Genomic DNA, 16,788 nt, shown 5'->3' with positions numbered 1-16,788 from the left:
CCGGCCACCCCGTTCGCCTTCGCTGTCGGCAGACCGAATCGGCCCCCGGCGAAGAAGCACGGGCCCGGCGCGCCCCCGCTGTTAGCTTCCCCCCATCCGGCTCGACGCTCAAGAAGGCCCGAGAAGGCCCAAGAGCCCAGGAACCCTTCAAGAACACGGACAAGGACAAGGAAGCGCGGCGATGGTGACGACCAGGCGAATCGAATACCCCGTGGACGGCACGACCATGGTGGGCCATCTGGCGCTGCCCGGTGGAACGGACCGGCGCCCCGCCGTGCTGATCGCCCATGAGGGCCCCGGCCTCACCGATCACCAGCGCGAGCGCGCCGACCGGCTCGCCGAACTCGGCTATGTCGCCTTCGCCCTCGACTACCACGGCGGCGGACGGTTCATCGAGGACCGCGAGGAGATGTTCGCCCGGGTCGACGAGCTGCTCGCCGATCCCGACCGCATGCGCGCCCTCGCCGGAGCCGGGCTCGCCGTGCTGACCGCCGAGCCCAGGGCCGACACCTCGCGGCTCGCCGCCATCGGCTACTGCCTGGGCGGCACCATGGCCCTCGAACTCGCCCGCGGCGGCGCCGACCTCAAGGCCGTGGTCGGCTTCCACCCCAGTCTGACGACCACCCGCCCCGAGGACGCCGTCAACATCACCGGCAAGGTCCTGGTCTGCGTGGGGTCGGAGGATCCGATCATCCCGGTCGAGCAGCGCCTGGCCTTCGAGGACGAGATGCGGGCCGCCGGGGTGGACTGGCGCATGACCATCCACGGCGGCGCCCTGCACAGCTTCACCCACCCGGACCTCGACCCCGATCCCTCGGCCCGCCCGGGCATCGGCTACCACCGGGCCTCCGCCGAACGGGCCTGGCGGGCCATGCTCGACCTGTTCGACGAGGTGTTCCCGACCATGGTGTGAAGAGCTGACGGCCCCTATCGTGAAATGCCATGAGAGTCCAACTGCGCCTCCGCTCAGCAAAGTTGGCCGCGACCGCCACGGTCACCGCCCTGCTTCTCGCCGGATGCGGCGGCTCCGAGGAGGAGTCCGGGGCCCGGGGCGGGCCGGAGAAGAAGACGATCACGGTCGCCGGACTGCCGCTCGCCGATGTGGCCGCGCTGCACATCGCCATCGATCGGGGGCTCTTCGAGAAGGAGGGGCTGAACGTCCGCGTCCAGCCGGTCCAGCAGAGCGTCCAGGCACTGCCCGCGCTCGCCCACGGTCAGGTGGACGTCATCGGCGGCGCCAACTTCGTGACGTTCCTCCAGGCCCGCGAGAAGGGCACCCTGGCCACCCGGGTGCTGGCCGAGGGGGCGCGCAACGCCCCGCACATGATGGCGGTGCTGGTGCCCTCCGACTCCAAGATCAAGGGGCCGCGGGACCTCAAGGGCAAGAAGATCGCGGTCAACATCCTCAACAACATCCAGTCGCTCACCCTCAACGCCGTCCTCGGCAGGGCAGGGGCCGGGCTACCCGAGTACCGGCAGGTTCCGTTCCCGCAGATGGGCTCGGTGCTGGAGCGGGGCCAGGTGGACGCGGTGCACGCCGCCGAGCCGTTCGTCACCGCGCTCAAACGCGAGCTGAAGGCCCGTACCGTGGTCGACGGCAACGCGGCGCCCACCGCCGGACTGCCGCTCAGCGGCTATGTCACCACCGACACGTTCATCGACAAGTACCCGAAGTCCGCCGCCGCGTTCCGGCGCGCCATCACCGCCGCCCAGGCCGTCGCCGCCAAGGATCGCGGCGCCGTGGAGAAGGCGCTGCCCGGCTATACGAAGATCAAGCCGGCGGAGGCCGCCGCCATCGGCCTGCCCGACTACCCGGCCACCTCCAGCGCCGCTCAGCTCAAGCGGCTCATCTCCCTGATGCGGGCGCAGAAACTGCTCACCAAGGACCTGGACCCCGCCGCCGTCCTCTACCAGCCCGCCAAGTGAGCCCCGCCACGGCCAGGCGGAAGCGCACCGGGCGGGCCAGGGACGCGCTGCTCGGGGCTGTCGGCGTGCTCGTGGCCTTCGCCGCCTGCGAGGCCCTCAGCCGTTCCGGGATGGTGCGGCGCGCGTTCCTGCCGCCCGCCTCCGAGGTGCTGGTACGGGCCGTCGAACTCGGCGGCGACACCGCCTTCCTGAACGGCGTCGGCGCCACCCTCGAGGCATGGGCCACCGGGCTCGCCCTGGCCTGCGCCCTCGCGATCCCCCTCGGGCTGCTGCTGGGCAGTGTGCCGGCGGCCGGGCAGGCCGCGCGGGTGCTGATCGAATTCCTGCGCCCGGTGCCGTCGGTGGCCCTGATCCCGCTGGTGTCACTGCTGCTCGGCGCCGGCAGCGAGACGACGACCGCCCTCGTCACCTACGCCTGTGTCTGGCCCGTGCTGTTCAACACCGTCTACGGGCTCGGCGAGACCGATCCGCTGGCCAAGGACACGCTGCGCGCCTTCGGCTTCGGGCGGCTCGCCGTTCTGCTGAGGGCCGGTCTGCCCTCGGCCGCCCCGTTCATCGCCGCCGGGGTGCGCATCGCGGCGGCCACCGCCCTGATCCTCGCCGTGGCCGGCGAGATCCTCGCCGGATTCGGCGAGGGGCTGGGCATTTTCATCGCCCAGGCGGGCATGGCCACCGACGGCACCCGCGATGTGCTGGCCGGTGTGGTGTGGGCGGGAGCGCTCGGCCTCGTCGTCAATCTGGCGCTCACCGCGGTCGAACGGCGGTTGTTCCCCTGGGCGCCCGAGCACCGCGGGAGCCGCACATGACCGCGCAGCACACGCTCCACACCGTCCGGCGGCTGCCCCGGACCCTCGCGCTGCGCCTCGGCGTACCGGTGGTGGCGGTGGCGCTGTGGCAGCTCGCCGCGCGGGCCCACGGCAATGTGTTCTTCCCGACCCCCGCCCGGATCGTCGAGCACGGCTATCACCTGTGGTTCTCCGGCCCCGCCGGGCGGGCGTTCCTCACCGACGGGGCGGTCCGCGATCTGCTGCCCAGCCTCGGCCGGGTGCTCGCCGGATTCGCCCTCGCCGCGGTCCTCGGCATCGTGCTGGGACTCGCCCTGGGCCGCTCGCGCACCGTGTACGCGCTGTGCGACCCGGTGCTGCAGTTCGCCCGCGCCGTGCCCCCGCCCGCGCTGGTGCCCGTCTTCGTCGTCGTCTTCGACCTCGGCACGCCGATGCAGCTCGCCTCGATCGTCTTCGGCGCCATCTGGCCCGTACTGATCAACACGGCCGAGGGGGTCCGCGGCATCGACCCGCTGCGGCTGGACGTCGCCGCCACCATGCGGATGCGGCCCGCCGAGCGGATCGTGCTGCTGTATCTGCCCGCCGCGCTTCCGCGCATCTTCGCCGGGCTCCGGCTGAGCCTGTCGCTCTCGCTGATCCTGATGGTGTTCTCGGAGCTGCTGCCCGGCACCGCCGACGGCATAGGCTTCCAGCTCACCGACGCCCAGACCCGCTCCGATCTGCTCACGGTGTGGGCGGTGATGGTACTGCTCGGCGCGCTCGGCCATCTGCTCAACAGTGTGCTGCTCACCCTCGAACGCCTGGCTCTCGGCAGACATCGTGCCGCGCACCGCTCCTGACGACCCGTACGCAGGACCCGCCCCCGCACCCAGCCGAGGAGGTGGCCCCATGGCCGCGCCCCCCGCCCACCCACCGACCACCACGGTCCGCGAGGCGGTGCTGGCACTGTGCCGCGCCACCGGCATGACGACCGTCTTCGGCAACCCCGGCTCCACCGAACTGCGGATGTTCCGTGACTGGCCCGAGGACTTCCGCTATGTGCTCGGACTGCAGGAGTCGACCGCCGTCGCCATGGCCGCGGGACACGCCCTGGGCACCGGGCGGGCGGCGCTGGTCAGCCTGCACTCCGCCGGGGGTGTCGGCCACTCCCTGGGCGCGGTGTTCAACGCCTACCGGGACCGGGTGCCGGTGGTGATCATCGCGGGCCAGCAGTCCCGTGCGCTGCTCCCGCTGCGGCCCTTCCTCGGCGCCGACGAACCGGCCCGGTTCCCGCGCCCGTACGTGAAGTTCAGCAGGCAGCCGGAGCGGGCCGCCGATGTGCCGGCCGCGCTCGCCGAGGCCCACCGCGTCGCCATGAGCCACCCCCGGGGCCCGGTCTTCCTCTCCGTACCGGAGGACGACTGGGACCGCCCCGCCGAGCCGGTCGCCCCGCGCACCGTCCACGGCGGCTACACCGCCGACCCCGGCGCGCTGGCCGGTCTCGCCCGCGCGCTCGATGCCGCGGCCCGCCCCGCGCTGGTCGCCGGGCCCGGCGTGGACGACGAGCACGCCGTACGCGAAGTGGCCGAACTGGCCGAACGGCTGCGGGCCGCGGTGTGGATCAGCCCGCTCTCCGGACGCTCCGGTTTCGACGAACGCCATCCGCTTTTCCAGGGCTTTCTGCCGCCCGTCGCCGACCAGCTCGCGGAGCGGCTGGCCCCCTACGATGTGGTGGTCGCGCTCGGCGCCCCGCTGTTCACCTACCACGTGCACACCGAGGGCCCGCCGCTCGCCGACGGCACCGAGCTGTACCATCTCGACTGCGACCCCGCGCAGGCCGCGTGGCTCCCCGTGGGCACCAGCATCGTCACCACCCTCCGCCCCGCCCTGCGCACTCTCACCGATCTCGTCCAGCCCTCCGAGCGGCCCGCGCCGGAGCCGGTGCCCGCCCCCGAGCCGGTGCCCGCCTCGGCCGAGGAGATCTCGCCCGAGCTGGTGATGGAGCTGCTCCGCGAGCGGCTGCCCCGGGACACCGTGCTGGTGGAGGAGACCCCCAGCCACCGCGACGCCCTCCACGCCCGCCTCCCCATCAGCGGCGCGGGCCGCTTCCTCACCACCGGCAGCGGCGCGCTGGGCTGGGGGCTGCCGCTCGCGGTCGGACGCGCGCTCGCGGACGGCGAACGGGTGGTGTGCGTGGTCGGCGACGGCTCGGCGCTCTACTCGGTGCAGGCCCTGTGGACCGCGGCCCGGCACCGCGCCCCGGTGACCTACCTCCTGCTCGACAACGGCGGCTACGGCGCGGTCAAGGCGCTGGGCCGCCGCATCGGCATCACACCCGTGCCGGGCACCGAGATCGGCGGCATCGACTTCGCCGCGCTCGCCGGGTCCTTCGGCTGCCCGGCCGACCGGGTGGAGCGGCCCGACGAGCTCCCCAAGGCCCTCGACCGGGCCCTCGCCCTCGGCCGTGACGACGGCCCGGTGCTGCTCCAGATCCGGGTCCCCGCCGACGACTCCCCGGCGTACGAGCCCTGGGCCCGGTGAGGCGGACATGCTGCGGATCGACCACCTCAGCCACCGCTACGGCGACGGCCCCGATGTGCTCCAGGACATCGAACTCACCGTCCCCGACGGGCAGTTGCTCACCCTCGTCGGCCCCTCCGGCTGCGGCAAGTCCACCCTGCTGCGCTGTGTCGCGGGCCTCGTCCGCCCCTCCGCCGGGCGGATCACCCTGGACGGGGAGGTGGTGGACGGCGTCCCGGACCGGCTCGGTGTCGTCTTCCAGGACTACAGCCGCTCCCTCTTCCCCTGGCTTACGGTGCGGGAGAACGTGGCCCTTCCGCTGCGGCGGCGCGGGCTGCCCCGCGCGGAGCGCCATGCGGCGGCGGTGGCCATGCTGGAGCGGGTGGGCCTGGCCGACGCCGCCCGCCGCCACCCCTGGCAGCTTTCGGGCGGAATGCAGCAGCGCGTCGCCCTCGCCCGCGCCCTGGCCGCCCGGCCCGCGCTGCTGCTGATGGACGAGCCGTTCGGCGCGCTGGACGCCCAGACGCGGGAGGACCTGGAGGATCTGCTGCTGCGATTGCACCGGGCCCAGGGGATGACGACTGTGCTGGTCACCCATGACATCGACGAAAGTGTCTATGTGGCGGACCGGGTGGTGGTGCTGGCTCCGGGGCCGGGCCGGGTGCGGGCGGATCTGCCGGTGGCGCTGCCCGCCGACCGCGACCAGATCGCCACCCGGGGGCTGCCCGGGTTCATCGCGCTGCGGACGGAGGTGGGGCGCGCGGTGCGCCAGGGAGCGGCCACGCCCCCACCTCGTCCCCTCTGACACTTCTGACGCGTCTAACTCGCCTGACGCAGCGTCAGCCAGTCGACCGCGGCCACCCGGTGGCCGCCCGTGGCGAGGAGATAGACGTCATGGGAGCCGGTCACCGTGCGGGGGAGACGTACCGACAGCTCCCGCCAGTTGTCCGCGCCGCCGGTCCCGCGCACCGGAAGCGTGGCCGCCACCGGTCCGTCCGGGGAGTCCAGGCGCAGCCGCAGGGCGCAGTCCCCGCAGCCGCCGGACGCCAGCCGCACCGTCAGCGTGTCCGCGCCCGCACCGAACCGCACCCCCCGGAAGCCGATCGCGTCCCCCTGCCCGAGGACCGAGGTGGCCGCCTCGCCGCGCTCGGCGCCCCGGACCACCTCGGCGCGCTCCGCCTGCAAGGTGGCGGCCGCGTCGGGGCCGTCGGCGTAGAGCCGGATCTCGTTCACCGCCCAGGGGTTCTCGCCCGGCGCCGTCAGCTCGATCCGCAGATAGCGGACGGTGTGCTGCGGGAAGACCGCGTCCTGGGTGAAGGAGCGGCCACTGACCCGGGCCACCGGCGTGCCCCAGTGGTCACCGTCGCGGCTGACCGAGACGGTGAAGCCATAAGGGTGCCCGGTGGCATCCATCCCCGCGTCGATCGCCATCCGGCCGAAGGTCTTCGCGGTGCCCAGATCGACGGTGAGCGACTGACCGGAGGACTGCGGAGCGCTTCCCTTCCACTGGGTGGTCTGGACGCCGTCCACGGCGGCCGAGGCATCGGCGCCACCCGAGGCGGTCGCCTTCCAGCCGTCGCCCCGGACCCGGGTCTCGCAGCCCGGCAGCCGGCAGCCGGACGACCAGATGGGCGCCCCGTATTCATACGCGCCCTGGTCCGGCCCGCCGCCGCGGACCTCGCCGGTCACCCCGTCCACGGTCTCACCCGCGTCGATGGCGGGGGAGCCCGCGCGCGGCCACAGCTCGCCGTTGCGCGCGTCGGTGTAGCGCGGATCCGTGGGCGGCAGCAGGTTGTTCCGTACCACCGGGGCCGGATCACCGGGGCCGGAGATCTCCATCGGCCCGAGCGCCACGTCATTGCTCACATACGTGCCCGTGGCGTCGGTCGCCCCGCTCAGCCGTACGGCGGTGGTCACCCCGAGCCCGTAGGAGGAGTGGTGGTCACGGTTGCCGAGGCTGACCCCGCTGTGGCCGTTGTAGAAGGTGCCACGGGAGCCGGTGTTGTACGCCACGTTGTGGTGCAGCAGGAACTGGCTGGAGGAGTTGTCGATGTAGTAGCCGACCTGGCCGTCCGCGTCATGGACGGTGTTGTGGTCGACGCTGGTGCCCTTGGCGTCCAGGTTGCAGCACACATAGAACGGGCTGCCGTCACGCGAGGTGCGCATCGCCTCGGAGAGATCGTTGTAGGCGATCCGGTTGTCGTGGAAGGGCACGCCGTTCAACTGCCAGGCGGTGTCGATGCTCGCCCGGCCGGTGCGGCGGATGGTGTTGTGGGTGACGGTCTGGCCGCTGCCGTTGATCTCGATACCGGGGGTGTAGCTGCCCATCCAGCCCACGTCGTGGATGTAGTTGCCGGTGACGGTGTTGCCGCTGCCGCGCAGCAGCACCCCGGTGCCGGCGGAGTAGCCGATGTCACTGTCGCGCAGGGTGTTGCCCTTGCCGAGGATCTGGACACCGGAGTTCAGCACCCGCGAGGCGACGATGTGTCCCTCGCCGGGCGGGATGGCCAACTCGTCGTCGCGCGGCATGGGGAGCGTGGAGAATTCCGAGATGTAGCGCGCCCGCACCCCCTCGACCAGTACACCGGTGCTGTCGGAGCCGGTGCGCAGCGAGGTGCCCCACAGGTCGAGGCCGCGCACGGTGACATGCGAGCTGTGCGAGAGGTCCACGCCCCAGCTCTCGTGCTTCGCGGTCACGGTATGGCCGGCGACACCGCCCTTGGGCGGGACCAGATAGAGGCGGCCCGCCTCCTTGTCGTAGTACCACTCACCGGGCTGGTCGAGCGTGGCCTTGGCGCCCACCAGGTAGTAGTTCCGGTAGTTCTGATCGCCCATGCACAGCGGGGTGCAGCGGTAGTTGCCACCGGTGAAGTCCAGCGCCCCGGCCTTGGTGGCGGTCACCGTGCCGGTCTGCTGGCTCCACGGGTTGGAACCGGCCCACAGATGGACGGTGGCGCCGGTGAAGTCGCCGTCCGGCAGCTCCGGGTCGTCGATGTGCTGATCGGTGGAGGAGCGCTCGGCCACCGCCCAGGACGGATTGAGCGGATCGGGGCCGGAGTTGGGCCAGCGGCCCTCCATGGCGCGCTCGCCGTCCAGGAACAGCGCGTTCTCGCTGCGGTCGAGCGGGAGGTCCACATCGGCGGCCACCAGACCACCGCCCGCGTCCCGCCAGCCGGTGACGGTCCTCGTCCCGTCCACGGTGACCGCGCCGTCGCCGTACGCGGCGAGCGTGATCGGAGCGTCCTTCGTGCCCGAGGGCGGGGCGACGCGCTCCTGGTAGCGGCCGCGGTGGATCAGACAGGTGTCCCCGGGCCGGACCTGTTCGGTGCAGCGGCCGATGGTGCGGAACGGATGGAGCGAGCTGCCGCTGTCGCGGTCGGCGCCCCAGGTGGCGACGTGAAACGTGCGCCCCTGGTGCCGTCCTTCGGCCGATGCGGCGCCCGGCAGCGCGGTCAGGGCCGCCGCTACGGCGGCGACCACGGATATGCGCCTGAGCGCGGATCTCATCTACAGCCTCCCCGGTTGGGATTCGACCGCAACGTAGGAGAAACATCGGATGGGGTCAACGGCTGGGGAGGGAATGGCTGGAGGTGTGGCCGAGAGACTAGGGGAGATTTGGTGCTTAGTTGCTTCTACTGCCACAAAGAGAGTCGACGACAGATCGGATGTCTCTGTGGGTTGCTTGTTTAATTCGCGTGTTTTAAAGTGACGGCGGCAGCGCTCACCGGAACGATCCAGACGGGAGGCCGCGGTGCCCGAAGCACGCACCGTCCGCTCCACCGAGACCCGCGAAGCCATCATGGCCGCCGCGGAACGGCTCTACGCCGAGCACGGCCTGGTCGCGGTGTCGAACCGTCAGATCAGCGAGGCGGCCGGGCAGGGCAATGTCGCCGCGGTCGGCTATCACTTCGGCACCCGGGCGGATCTGGTGCGCGCCATCATGGGCAAGCACTCCGAGGCGATCGAGCGGATCCGGCAGCGGATGCTGGAGGAGACCCGCGGCAGCCGGGAGGTCCGGGACTGGGTCGCCTGCCTGGTGCGCCCCGCCCCCGAGCACCTGGCCACCCTCGGCCTCCCCTCCTGGTACGCCCGGTTCGCCGTCCAGGTGATGACCGACCCGCTGCTGCGGGCGATCGTCACCGACGAGGCCCTCACCCGGGAGCCGCTGCGGGAGACCCTCTACGGCCTCGGCCGCTGCCTGGACGCACTGCCCGCCGAGGTGCGGGCCGAACGCGGCGACATGGCCCGCCAGTTGATCACGCACACCTGCGCAGAACGGGAGCGGGCCCTCGCCGAGGGGACCAGTACGCGCCAGCCGTCCTGGGATGACACGGCCGGCGCGCTGACCGACGCCATCACCGGCCTGCTCCGCGCCCCCGTCACCCCCCGTTCCCCAGCCAAGGAGGCCCGGACCAACCCATGACCACCTCGCCCGTGACCGGCGACGCGCCGGCCGAGATCCCCGCCTTCCCCCAGCCGCGCGCCGCGGCCTGCCCCTTCGACCCGTCCCCGGAGCTGCGCGGCCTGGCGCAGTGGGGCCCGCTGACCCGGGTCCGGTCCTGGAACGACAGCACCCCCTGGGTGGTGACCGGCCACGCCGAGCAGAAGACCCTGCTCTCCGACCCGCGGCTCAGCGCCGACTTCTCCCACCCCGGCTTTCCGAGCCCCGTCCCGCATACGGGCGGCAAGCGGGAGGCCACCGACCTCAGCTTCGTCGGCATGGACGATCCGGAGCACGCCCGGCTGCGCCGCATGGTCAGCGGCGCCTTCACCATCAAGCGGGTCGAGGCGATGCGCCCCGTCGTACAGGAGATGGTGGACGACTTCATCACCCGCATGCTGGCCGGTCCGAAACCGGCCGATCTGGTCCAGGCGCTCGCGCTGCCGCTTCCCTCGCTGGTGATCTCCGAGATGCTGGGCGTCCCGTACGAGGACCACGGGTTCTTCCAGGCGAACAGCAAGGTCCTCGTCTCCGCCGTGGCCACGCCCGAGGAGCGGGGCGCCGCGCACACCAACCTGTACGAGTACCTGGACCAGTTGGTGGGGGAGAAGCTCGCCAAGCCGGGTGACGACCTGCTCTCCGGCCTCGCCCGGCAGATCGCGGCGGGCGAGCTGACCCGCCGCGAGGCCGCCGCGATGGGCGTGCTGCTGCTCCTCGGCGGACACGAGACCACCGCCAACATGATCACCATGGGGACGCTGCTGCTGCTCCAGCACCCCGAACAGCTCGCCCGCGTCCGCGAGGCCGACGACCCCAAGGTGATCGCCTCCGCGGTGGAGGAACTCCTGCGCTACCTCAGCGTCGTCCACCTCGGACGCCGCCGGACGGCGCTGGAGGACATCGAGATCGCCGACCGGACCATCCGGGCCGGTGAGGGGGTGATCCTCCTCGGCGAACTGGCCAACCGGGACGCGGCCGTCTTCCCCGAACCGGACCGGCTGGACATCGGCCGGGACGCCCGCCACCACCAGGCGTTCGGCGTGGGCACCCACCACTGCCTCGGCCAGCCGCTGGCCCGGATGGAACTCCAGGTGGTCTACCCCACCCTCCTCCGCCGCGTCCCCACGCTGCGGATGGCGACGGACCTGGCGGACATCCCCTTCAAGTACGACGCGGTGATCTACGGGGTCTATGAACTCCCCGTCACCTGGTAGCCGCCCCGGCACCGGGCATACGCAGCGGCGGAACGGCCGGGACCTCCGGCGCGGTGCCGATGTCCTCGGGCGTCAGCATGAACTCCTCGGGGTAGGCGTCGCGCCGGGTGCGCCGCGCGGGCTCGGTGGTGCGCCACATGTACAGGCACCGCCCGCACTGGAGCACCTCCCAGACGCCGGGGACGGGGGAGCCGGTGATGTGCTCGATCGTCTCGTGGGCACAGCGCGGGCACAGGGGCATGGTGTCGGACATCCGAAGTCCTTCCGTGGTGTGGGGTGGTGTGGTCAGCGGGCGGCGGTGAGCCTCTGCAGCCGGGCCAGCCACTCGGCCGTCTCGGGCAGATCGCGCACCTGGGTGCCGTAGGTGCCGCGGCGGTCGGGGGCGACGGGGGTGGTGGCGTCGATGATGAGCTTGTCGGTGATACCGGGCGTGACGGCCTGCGGGGCCAGCTCCAGCACCGACAGATTGGGGATCTGGACCAGATCACCGGCCGGGTTCATCTTCGTGGACAGCGCCCACATCACCTGGGGCAGATTGAACGGGTCGACGTCCTCGTCCACCATGATCACGGTGGCCGCGTAGCCGAGGCCGTGCGGAGTGGTCAGCACCCGCATGCCCACGGCCTTGGCGAAACCGCCGTAGCGCTTCTTGGTGGACACGATGACGACCAGCCCGTGGGTGTACATCGCGTTGACCGCCTGGACCTCGGGGAAGTCGCGGCGCAGTTGCTTGTACAGCGGCACACAGGTGTTGGCGGCGATCAGGTAGTCCACCTCGGTCCACGGCATGCCGAGGTAGAGGTGTTCGAAGATCGGGCCGGTGCGGTACGAGATCCGGTCGATGCGGATGACGGGCATGCTCCGGCCGCCGGAGTAGTGGCCGGTGAACTCGCCGAACGGCCCCTCGATCTCCCGCTTGCGGCCCTCGATGACACCCTCGATGACCACCTCGCTGCCCCACGGCACGGGCAGCCCGGTGAGCGGGGCCCGGGAGAGCGGGGCGGGAGCGCCGCGCAGGGCGCCGGCCAGCTCGTACTCGTTCTGCTCGTACTCCATCGGGGTGGACGCCACGATGGAGATCACCGGCTCATTGCCGAGCGTGATGGCCACGGGCAGGTCCTCGCCGCGCTCCTCGGCGGTGTGCAGATGCTGGGCGATGTCATGCATCGGCACCGGCTGGATGGCGAGCGTGCGCCTGCCCTTGACCTCGATGCGGTAGATGCCGACGTTCTGCTTGCCGCTGTGCTCGGGGTCGGCCGGGTCCTTGGAGACCACGGCCGCCTTGTCGATGTAGAAGCCGCCGTCGCCGTCGTTGAGCCGGATCAGCGGCAGCACCCGGAAGATGTCGGCGTCCTCGCCCTCCAGGGTGTTCTCGGCCCACAGCGGGTTCTCGCGCCACTCGGGGGCCACCGGGAAGGTGTCCCAGCGGCGGATGAACTCCTCGACCTGCTCCTTGGTGCCGGTCTCCTTGGGCAGGCCGAGGGCGAGCGCGTGATTGGCCCAGGAGCCGTGCACATTGAGCGCGATCCGCGCGTCGGTGAAGCCCTTGACGTTGTCGAAGTACAGGGCGGGGGCATGGCCGCCCAGGCGCGGGGCGGCGTTCGCGGCGGCGGCGATGTCCGGCTCCGGCATCACCTCGTCGGCGATGTGCAGTAGCTGATCCTCCTTCCGGAGGACGTCGAGAAAGCCGCGGAAGTCGTCGTAGGCCATGGGAAGTCCAAGTGGGGGAGGGGCGGGGGGTATCAGGCGGCGGGGGAATCGGCGGGGGTGCGCTTCGGGCCGCGGGCGGCGCGCATGCCCTCCCACCGCTTGGCGGCGGGTGCGGGCAGGTCGAACTGGTCGAGGAGGCGGGCCGTGAGGTGGTCGACGATGTCGTCCACCGAGCGGGGGTGGTTGTAGAAGGCGGGCATGGGCGGGACCATCCGCACGCCCATCCGGGAGAGCGCCAGCATGTTCTCGAGGTGAATCTCGCTGAGCGGGGTCTCCCTCGGCACGAGCACGAGCCTGCGCCGCTCCTTGAGGACCACGTCCGCGGCGCGCCCCACCAGACCGTCGGCGTATCCGGCGCGGATCCCGGCGAGGGTCTTCATCGAGCACGGCGCGATGATCATGCCGTCGGTGCGGAAGGAACCGGAGGAGATGGTGGCGCCCTGGTCCTCGGGGGAGTGCGTCACCTCGGCGAGCTCGGCCACCTCGCGGGCGGAGCGGCCGGTCTCCAGCTCGATCGTGGTGCGCGCCCAGCGGCTGAGCACCAGATGGGTCTCCACCTCGGGCAGCTCGGAGAGGGTCTCCAGCAGGCGGACACCGAACACGGCACCCGTTGCTCCTGTCATGCCCACGATCAATCGCATGGTGGCGCGCTCCCTCGGCTGCGGTCGGTGGAAGGGGGGAAACGGTGATCCGGGGACTCTTTCGGTCACCCGTTCATCGCAACGCACTCCACGCTAGATGCGGACCAGGGCACACCAGCCGTACACTGAGGACGCGCTATGGACAGAAACGGACACCGTGATGTCACCGAGGTTCCGTTCCGGCCCTCCGTGGGAGCCCCGCCGGGAGCGGCCGTCCTGGATTTCCCCGGGCTGGCCGCCCGCGCCCGGAGCCATGGCCTCGATGTGCACGCCCCGATGCGGCTCGCCTTCCACCAGCTGATCGCCGTGCGCTCGGGGAGCCTGCGCTGTTCGGTGGACTTCACCGAGCACGAGCTGACCGAGGGCGGCTGGATGTGGGCGCGCCCCGGACAGATCCACCAGTTCCGCTCACCGCTCGGCGCCGCGGAGGGCGCCGCCGTGCTCTTCCCGCCCGGCTATCTCGGCACCGCCACCGCCGCGGTCGCCCGGCTGGACCGGCCCGCGTCGCGGTCCCCGCTGGTGGTTCCCGAAGGCGCCGACGCCGAGGCCGTCCGTGGCGTACTGGACCTGCTGGAGGGCGAGTACCGGACGGTGTCCGGGCCGCTGGAGGCGCATGTCGAGGTGGTGCGCCATCTCGTCGCGGTCCTCGTGCTGCGGCTGGCCCATCTGCCCGGCGCCCAGAGCGGGGCTACGGCGGCCAGCGAGGCGTTCCGCCGCTTCCAGCAGGCCGTGGAGCGCGACTACACCCGCACCCACCGGGTCGAGGACTACGCGGCCCGGCTGGGCTACAGCGTCCGCACCCTGACCCGTGCCACCCGCGCCACCGCAGGATGCGGCGCCAAGCGGTTCATCGACGACCGGGTGCTGCTCGAGGCGAAGCGGCTGCTGGTGCACACCGATCTGTCCGCCACGGCCATCGGCGAGCGGCTCGGCTTCCCGGACGCCACCGTCTTCACCAAGTTCTTCCGCCGCCGGGCGGGCGAGACCCCGGCCGGCTTCCGCGTCCGCGCCTCGGGCACCCGGCACTGACAGCCCGGGGCCCGCACGCGCGCGGGGCCGCACGAGAGCCGTGCCTGAGCGCCGTTGGCGGCTTGCGAGGGCTACGAGCGGCCGTACGCGGCGGGGAGACGCGCCGCGCGCCCGCCCGGCGGGGAGCCGCCGGACGGGCGCGCGACGAGAGGCCGGTGGCGGTGGTTCAGTCCGCCGAGAGCGCGGGGTCGCTCATCCCCGCACGGCCGGTCTCCACATGCCCGGCCAGCCGGCGCAGATAGCCGCTGTCGTGGTCGGAGGCCACCGACAGGTCGTACCACTGGTGGCTGCGCCCGGTGCGCACGGTGTGCACCACCCGCGCCCCCGGCCGGAGTCGGTAGTGCGCCGGCTTCTCCTCCTCGTAGCCGTCCGTGACGGTGAGGCGCACCGTCGCGTCGCCCTGGTTGACCAGGGTCAGCCTGACCTCTCCGGTCGACCGGTCGTGACGGGCGCTCACCTCGGGGCCCGTGCCGGTGGCGTGGCCGGTGAAGTGGCGCAGGAAACCGGCCGGACCGTGCACCTGGAAGTCATAGGCGCCCTGGTCCGCCGAGGAGCGCTGCCAGCTTCCGGACAGCCGCTTGCCCGCCTCGACGGTGTAGCCCCACGGCCCGCCCTCATGGCTCGCGGAGGTCACATGGAAGTGCGCCCCGGCGCCCCGGCCGTGGTTGACGAAGTCGACGCGCAGGCCACCGTCGGCGGCGGTCGTGGCGTCGGCCGACAGCTCGTACGGCAGCGGCCGGGCGCGGCGCAGCCCGGGCTCCTGCCGGGGCAGCGAGGGGTGCTCGGGCAGCGCCGGGACGTAGTCGGGGTGCCGCTCGTTGTCCTTGGGCCGGTAGCCGCTGGTGTCCGGCATGGCCGGGACCTTCACATCGGTCCGCGAGAAGTCGAAGGCCGCGGTCAGGTCGCCGGACACCGCCCGCCGCCACGGCGAGATGTTCGGCTCCTCGACGCCGAAGCGCCGCTCCATGAGCCGGATGACCGACGTGTGGTCCAGCGTCTGCGAGCACACCCAGCCGCCCTTGCTCCACGGCGACACCACGAGCATCGGCACCCGCTGCCCCAGCCCGTACGGGCCCGCGGGCTGCGCGGAGGAGCCGGGGAACAGCTCCCCGGTGGTGTCCACGGTCGAGCCGCCCCGCTTGTCGCCGGGCGCGTACGGCGGCATCACGTGGTCGAAGAAGCCGTCGTTCTCGTCGTAGGTGATGAGCAGCGCGGTCTTGCTCCACACCTCGGGGTTGGAGGTGAGCGCGTCCAGCACCTGCGCGATGTACCAGGCGCCGTAGTTCGCGGGCCAGTTGGGGTGCTCGGTGAAGGCTTCGGGCGCCGCGATCCAGGAGATCTGGGGCAGCTTCCCGGCCTTCACATCGGCCCGCAGGATGTCGAAGAAACCATCGCCGTTCTTGGCGTCGGTGCCGGTGCGGGCCTTGTCGTACAGCGGGTCGCCGGGCGAGGCGTTGCGGTACTGGTTGAAGAAGAGCAGGGAGTTGTCGCCGTAGTTGCCGCGATAGGCGTCGTCGATCCAGCCCCAGCCGCCCTTCGCGTCCAGCCCGTCGCCGATGTCCTGGTAGATCTTCCAGGAGATCCCGGCCTTCTCCAGGCGCTCGGGGTAGGTGGTCCAGCCGTAGCCGGCCTCCGCGTTGTCCAGCACCGGGCCGCCGCCCTTGCCGTCGTTGCCCGTGTAACCGGACCACAGGTAATAGCGGTTGGGGTCCGTGGAGCCGATGAACGAGCAGTGGTAGGCGTCGCAGATGGTGAAGGCGTCCGCCAGCGCGTAGTGGAACGGAATGTCCTCGCGAGTCAGATACGCCATGGTGGTGGCCGACTTCGAGGGGATCCACTTGTCGTAGGCGCCGTCGTTGAACGCGACATGGCCGTCGCCCCAGCCGTGCGGCAGGTCCTGCAGGAACTGCAGGCCGAGGTCGTTCACCTCGGGCCGGAACGGCAGGACCTCCTTGGAACCGTCCGACTGATGCCATACCGGCTTGCCGTTGGGCAGCCGCACCGGCCGCGGATCGCCGAATCCCCGCACCCCGCGCAGGGTGCCGAAGTAGTGGTCGAAGGAACGGTTTTCCTGCATCAGCACCACGATGTGCTCGATGTCCCGCAGACTTCCGGTCCGGCGGTTGGCGGGTATCTCCGCGGCGCGCGCGATGCTGGCGGAGAGCAGGGAGGTGGCCGCACCGGCCCCGGCCAGTTGCATGAATCGTCGACGATCGAAGGAGGTCATGGCGCTCCGGTTTTCTATGGCGTTCGAGGGGAAGTAGCGGAATCGGTGCAGTCTGTTCCGCCGGGACGGTACGGACAACGGCAAATGGGCGAAACGGCGGGAAAGCCTCCGTAAATCTTGATCGCGGGCCGAAACGTTGCCGCAGGTCCCGCGCACGCCTCCGTCGGCTCCTACCAGCGCCTTCCGGGCCGTTGTGACGCATGACGCATCGGATGAGCCGGTGTCCGCCGGGGCGAACTCCGTTTCGCGGAGCAGAGGACGGGCAGGCGAGCAGGGTGCTTCGGACCGGAGGCACGCCACGGGAGCAGCCCGGCTG

14 protein-coding genes are annotated in these 16,788 nt (G+C 71.9%); 9 read left to right on the top strand and 5 right to left on the bottom strand.

Annotated elements, in window-relative coordinates:
- The first annotated feature begins 181 nt into the window (after window positions 1-181).
- From STRVI_RS23235 to STRVI_RS23210, 6 genes are read left to right on the top strand one after another with little or no spacing between them, the layout of a single operon-like run.
- A complete protein-coding gene (locus STRVI_RS23235; protein WP_014058068.1) occupies window positions 182-913 on the top strand; it encodes a dienelactone hydrolase family protein in 732 nt (243 codons plus the stop codon).
- 29 nt (window positions 914-942) lie between these two features.
- Window positions 943-1,926, top strand: coding sequence for an ABC transporter substrate-binding protein (locus tag STRVI_RS23230; protein ID WP_014058067.1), 984 nt, complete (start codon window positions 943-945; stop codon window positions 1,924-1,926).
- Window positions 1,923-2,732 carry an ABC transporter permease gene (locus STRVI_RS23225; protein ID WP_014058066.1) on the top strand — a complete coding sequence of 270 codons (810 nt, stop codon included), beginning with the start codon at window positions 1,923-1,925 and terminating at the stop codon, window positions 2,730-2,732. The genes STRVI_RS23230 and STRVI_RS23225 overlap by 4 nt, the downstream gene beginning before the upstream one ends.
- On the top strand, window positions 2,729-3,550 hold the full coding sequence (locus tag STRVI_RS23220) for an ABC transporter permease (protein ID WP_014058065.1): 822 nt from the start codon (window positions 2,729-2,731) through the stop codon (window positions 3,548-3,550). The genes STRVI_RS23225 and STRVI_RS23220 overlap by 4 nt, the downstream gene beginning before the upstream one ends.
- A gap of 49 nt (window positions 3,551-3,599) precedes the next feature.
- Entirely contained in the window at window positions 3,600-5,231 is a 1,632-nt protein-coding gene (gene mdlC, locus STRVI_RS23215; RefSeq protein WP_014058064.1) for a benzoylformate decarboxylase, read from the top strand.
- Window positions 5,232-5,238: 7 nt separating this feature from the next.
- Window positions 5,239-6,015, top strand: coding sequence for an ABC transporter ATP-binding protein (locus tag STRVI_RS23210; protein ID WP_014058063.1), 777 nt, complete (start codon window positions 5,239-5,241; stop codon window positions 6,013-6,015).
- Between the two features lie 14 nt (window positions 6,016-6,029).
- Here STRVI_RS23210 and STRVI_RS23205 read toward each other — a convergent pair whose 3' ends face one another.
- Entirely contained in the window at window positions 6,030-8,717 is a 2,688-nt protein-coding gene (locus STRVI_RS23205) for a carbohydrate-binding protein (protein ID WP_014058062.1), read from the bottom strand.
- 292 nt (window positions 8,718-9,009) lie between these two features.
- Here STRVI_RS23205 and STRVI_RS23200 point away from each other — a divergent pair, with 292 nt between their 5' ends.
- Together STRVI_RS23200 and STRVI_RS23195 are read left to right on the top strand one after the other, a co-directional pair.
- Window positions 9,010-9,633 carry a TetR/AcrR family transcriptional regulator gene (locus tag STRVI_RS23200; protein ID WP_050993986.1) on the top strand — a complete coding sequence of 208 codons (624 nt, stop codon included), beginning with the start codon at window positions 9,010-9,012 and terminating at the stop codon, window positions 9,631-9,633.
- A complete protein-coding gene (locus STRVI_RS23195; protein ID WP_014058060.1) occupies window positions 9,630-10,865 on the top strand; it encodes a cytochrome P450 in 1,236 nt (411 codons plus the stop codon). The genes STRVI_RS23200 and STRVI_RS23195 overlap by 4 nt, the downstream gene beginning before the upstream one ends.
- Here the strand turns inward: STRVI_RS23195 and STRVI_RS23190 are convergent.
- Genes STRVI_RS23190 through STRVI_RS23180 form a run of 3 tightly spaced genes read right to left on the bottom strand, consistent with a single transcriptional unit; the run spans window position 10,855 to window position 13,216 of the window.
- Window positions 10,855-11,118 (bottom strand): non-oxidative hydroxyarylic acid decarboxylases subunit D, encoded by a 264-nt coding sequence (locus tag STRVI_RS23190; protein WP_014058059.1) that lies wholly within the window; start codon window positions 11,116-11,118, stop codon window positions 10,855-10,857. The genes STRVI_RS23195 and STRVI_RS23190 overlap by 11 nt on opposite strands.
- Window positions 11,119-11,150: 32 nt before the next feature.
- Window positions 11,151-12,575: a non-oxidative hydroxyarylic acid decarboxylases subunit C gene (locus STRVI_RS23185; RefSeq protein ID WP_014058058.1), complete on the bottom strand. Its 1,425-nt coding sequence runs from the start codon at window positions 12,573-12,575 to the stop codon at window positions 11,151-11,153.
- A 32-nt stretch (window positions 12,576-12,607) separates the two neighbouring features.
- Window positions 12,608-13,216 (bottom strand): non-oxidative hydroxyarylic acid decarboxylases subunit B, encoded by a 609-nt coding sequence (locus tag STRVI_RS23180; RefSeq protein ID WP_014058057.1) that lies wholly within the window; start codon window positions 13,214-13,216, stop codon window positions 12,608-12,610.
- 138 nt (window positions 13,217-13,354) lie between these two features.
- Here STRVI_RS23180 and STRVI_RS23175 point away from each other — a divergent pair, with 138 nt between their 5' ends.
- Window positions 13,355-14,245 carry a helix-turn-helix transcriptional regulator gene (locus STRVI_RS23175; protein WP_014058056.1) on the top strand — a complete coding sequence of 297 codons (891 nt, stop codon included), beginning with the start codon at window positions 13,355-13,357 and terminating at the stop codon, window positions 14,243-14,245.
- Between the two features lie 166 nt (window positions 14,246-14,411).
- Here STRVI_RS23175 and STRVI_RS23170 read toward each other — a convergent pair whose 3' ends face one another.
- On the bottom strand, window positions 14,412-16,472 hold the full coding sequence (locus tag STRVI_RS23170) for a phosphocholine-specific phospholipase C (RefSeq protein ID WP_014058055.1): 2,061 nt from the start codon (window positions 16,470-16,472) through the stop codon (window positions 14,412-14,414).
- Window positions 16,473-16,788 lie beyond the last annotated feature (316 nt).

Origin of the sequence: Streptomyces violaceusniger Tu 4113 (assembly GCF_000147815.2) — a bacterium.
In the GTDB taxonomy this organism is placed as follows: domain Bacteria; phylum Actinomycetota; class Actinomycetes; order Streptomycetales; family Streptomycetaceae; genus Streptomyces; species Streptomyces violaceusniger_A.
The sequence above is the reverse complement of the archived record's forward strand: the minus strand, read 5'-3'. Positions and strand labels throughout refer to the sequence as shown.

What these genes read in the sequence shown, in the direction of transcription:
- STRVI_RS23235 (WP_014058068.1), top strand. Translation starts at nt 182, where the DNA reads ATGGTGACGACCAGGCGAATCGAATACCCCGTGGACGGCACGACCATG.
- STRVI_RS23230 (WP_014058067.1), top strand. Translation starts at nt 943, where the DNA reads ATGAGAGTCCAACTGCGCCTCCGCTCAGCAAAGTTGGCCGCGACCGCC.
- STRVI_RS23220 (WP_014058065.1), top strand. Translation starts at nt 2,729, where the DNA reads ATGACCGCGCAGCACACGCTCCACACCGTCCGGCGGCTGCCCCGGACC.
- mdlC (WP_014058064.1), top strand. Translation starts at nt 3,600, where the DNA reads ATGGCCGCGCCCCCCGCCCACCCACCGACCACCACGGTCCGCGAGGCG.
- STRVI_RS23210 (WP_014058063.1), top strand. Translation starts at nt 5,239, where the DNA reads ATGCTGCGGATCGACCACCTCAGCCACCGCTACGGCGACGGCCCCGAT.
- STRVI_RS23205 (WP_014058062.1), bottom strand. Translation starts at nt 8,717, where the DNA reads ATGAGATCCGCGCTCAGGCGCATATCCGTGGTCGCCGCCGTAGCGGCG.
- STRVI_RS23200 (WP_050993986.1), top strand. Translation starts at nt 9,010, where the DNA reads ATGGCCGCCGCGGAACGGCTCTACGCCGAGCACGGCCTGGTCGCGGTG.
- STRVI_RS23195 (WP_014058060.1), top strand. Translation starts at nt 9,630, where the DNA reads ATGACCACCTCGCCCGTGACCGGCGACGCGCCGGCCGAGATCCCCGCC.
- STRVI_RS23190 (WP_014058059.1), bottom strand. Translation starts at nt 11,118, where the DNA reads ATGTCCGACACCATGCCCCTGTGCCCGCGCTGTGCCCACGAGACGATC.
- STRVI_RS23185 (WP_014058058.1), bottom strand. Translation starts at nt 12,575, where the DNA reads ATGGCCTACGACGACTTCCGCGGCTTTCTCGACGTCCTCCGGAAGGAG.
- STRVI_RS23180 (WP_014058057.1), bottom strand. Translation starts at nt 13,216, where the DNA reads ATGCGATTGATCGTGGGCATGACAGGAGCAACGGGTGCCGTGTTCGGT.
- STRVI_RS23175 (WP_014058056.1), top strand. Translation starts at nt 13,355, where the DNA reads ATGGACAGAAACGGACACCGTGATGTCACCGAGGTTCCGTTCCGGCCC.
- STRVI_RS23170 (WP_014058055.1), bottom strand. Translation starts at nt 16,472, where the DNA reads ATGACCTCCTTCGATCGTCGACGATTCATGCAACTGGCCGGGGCCGGT.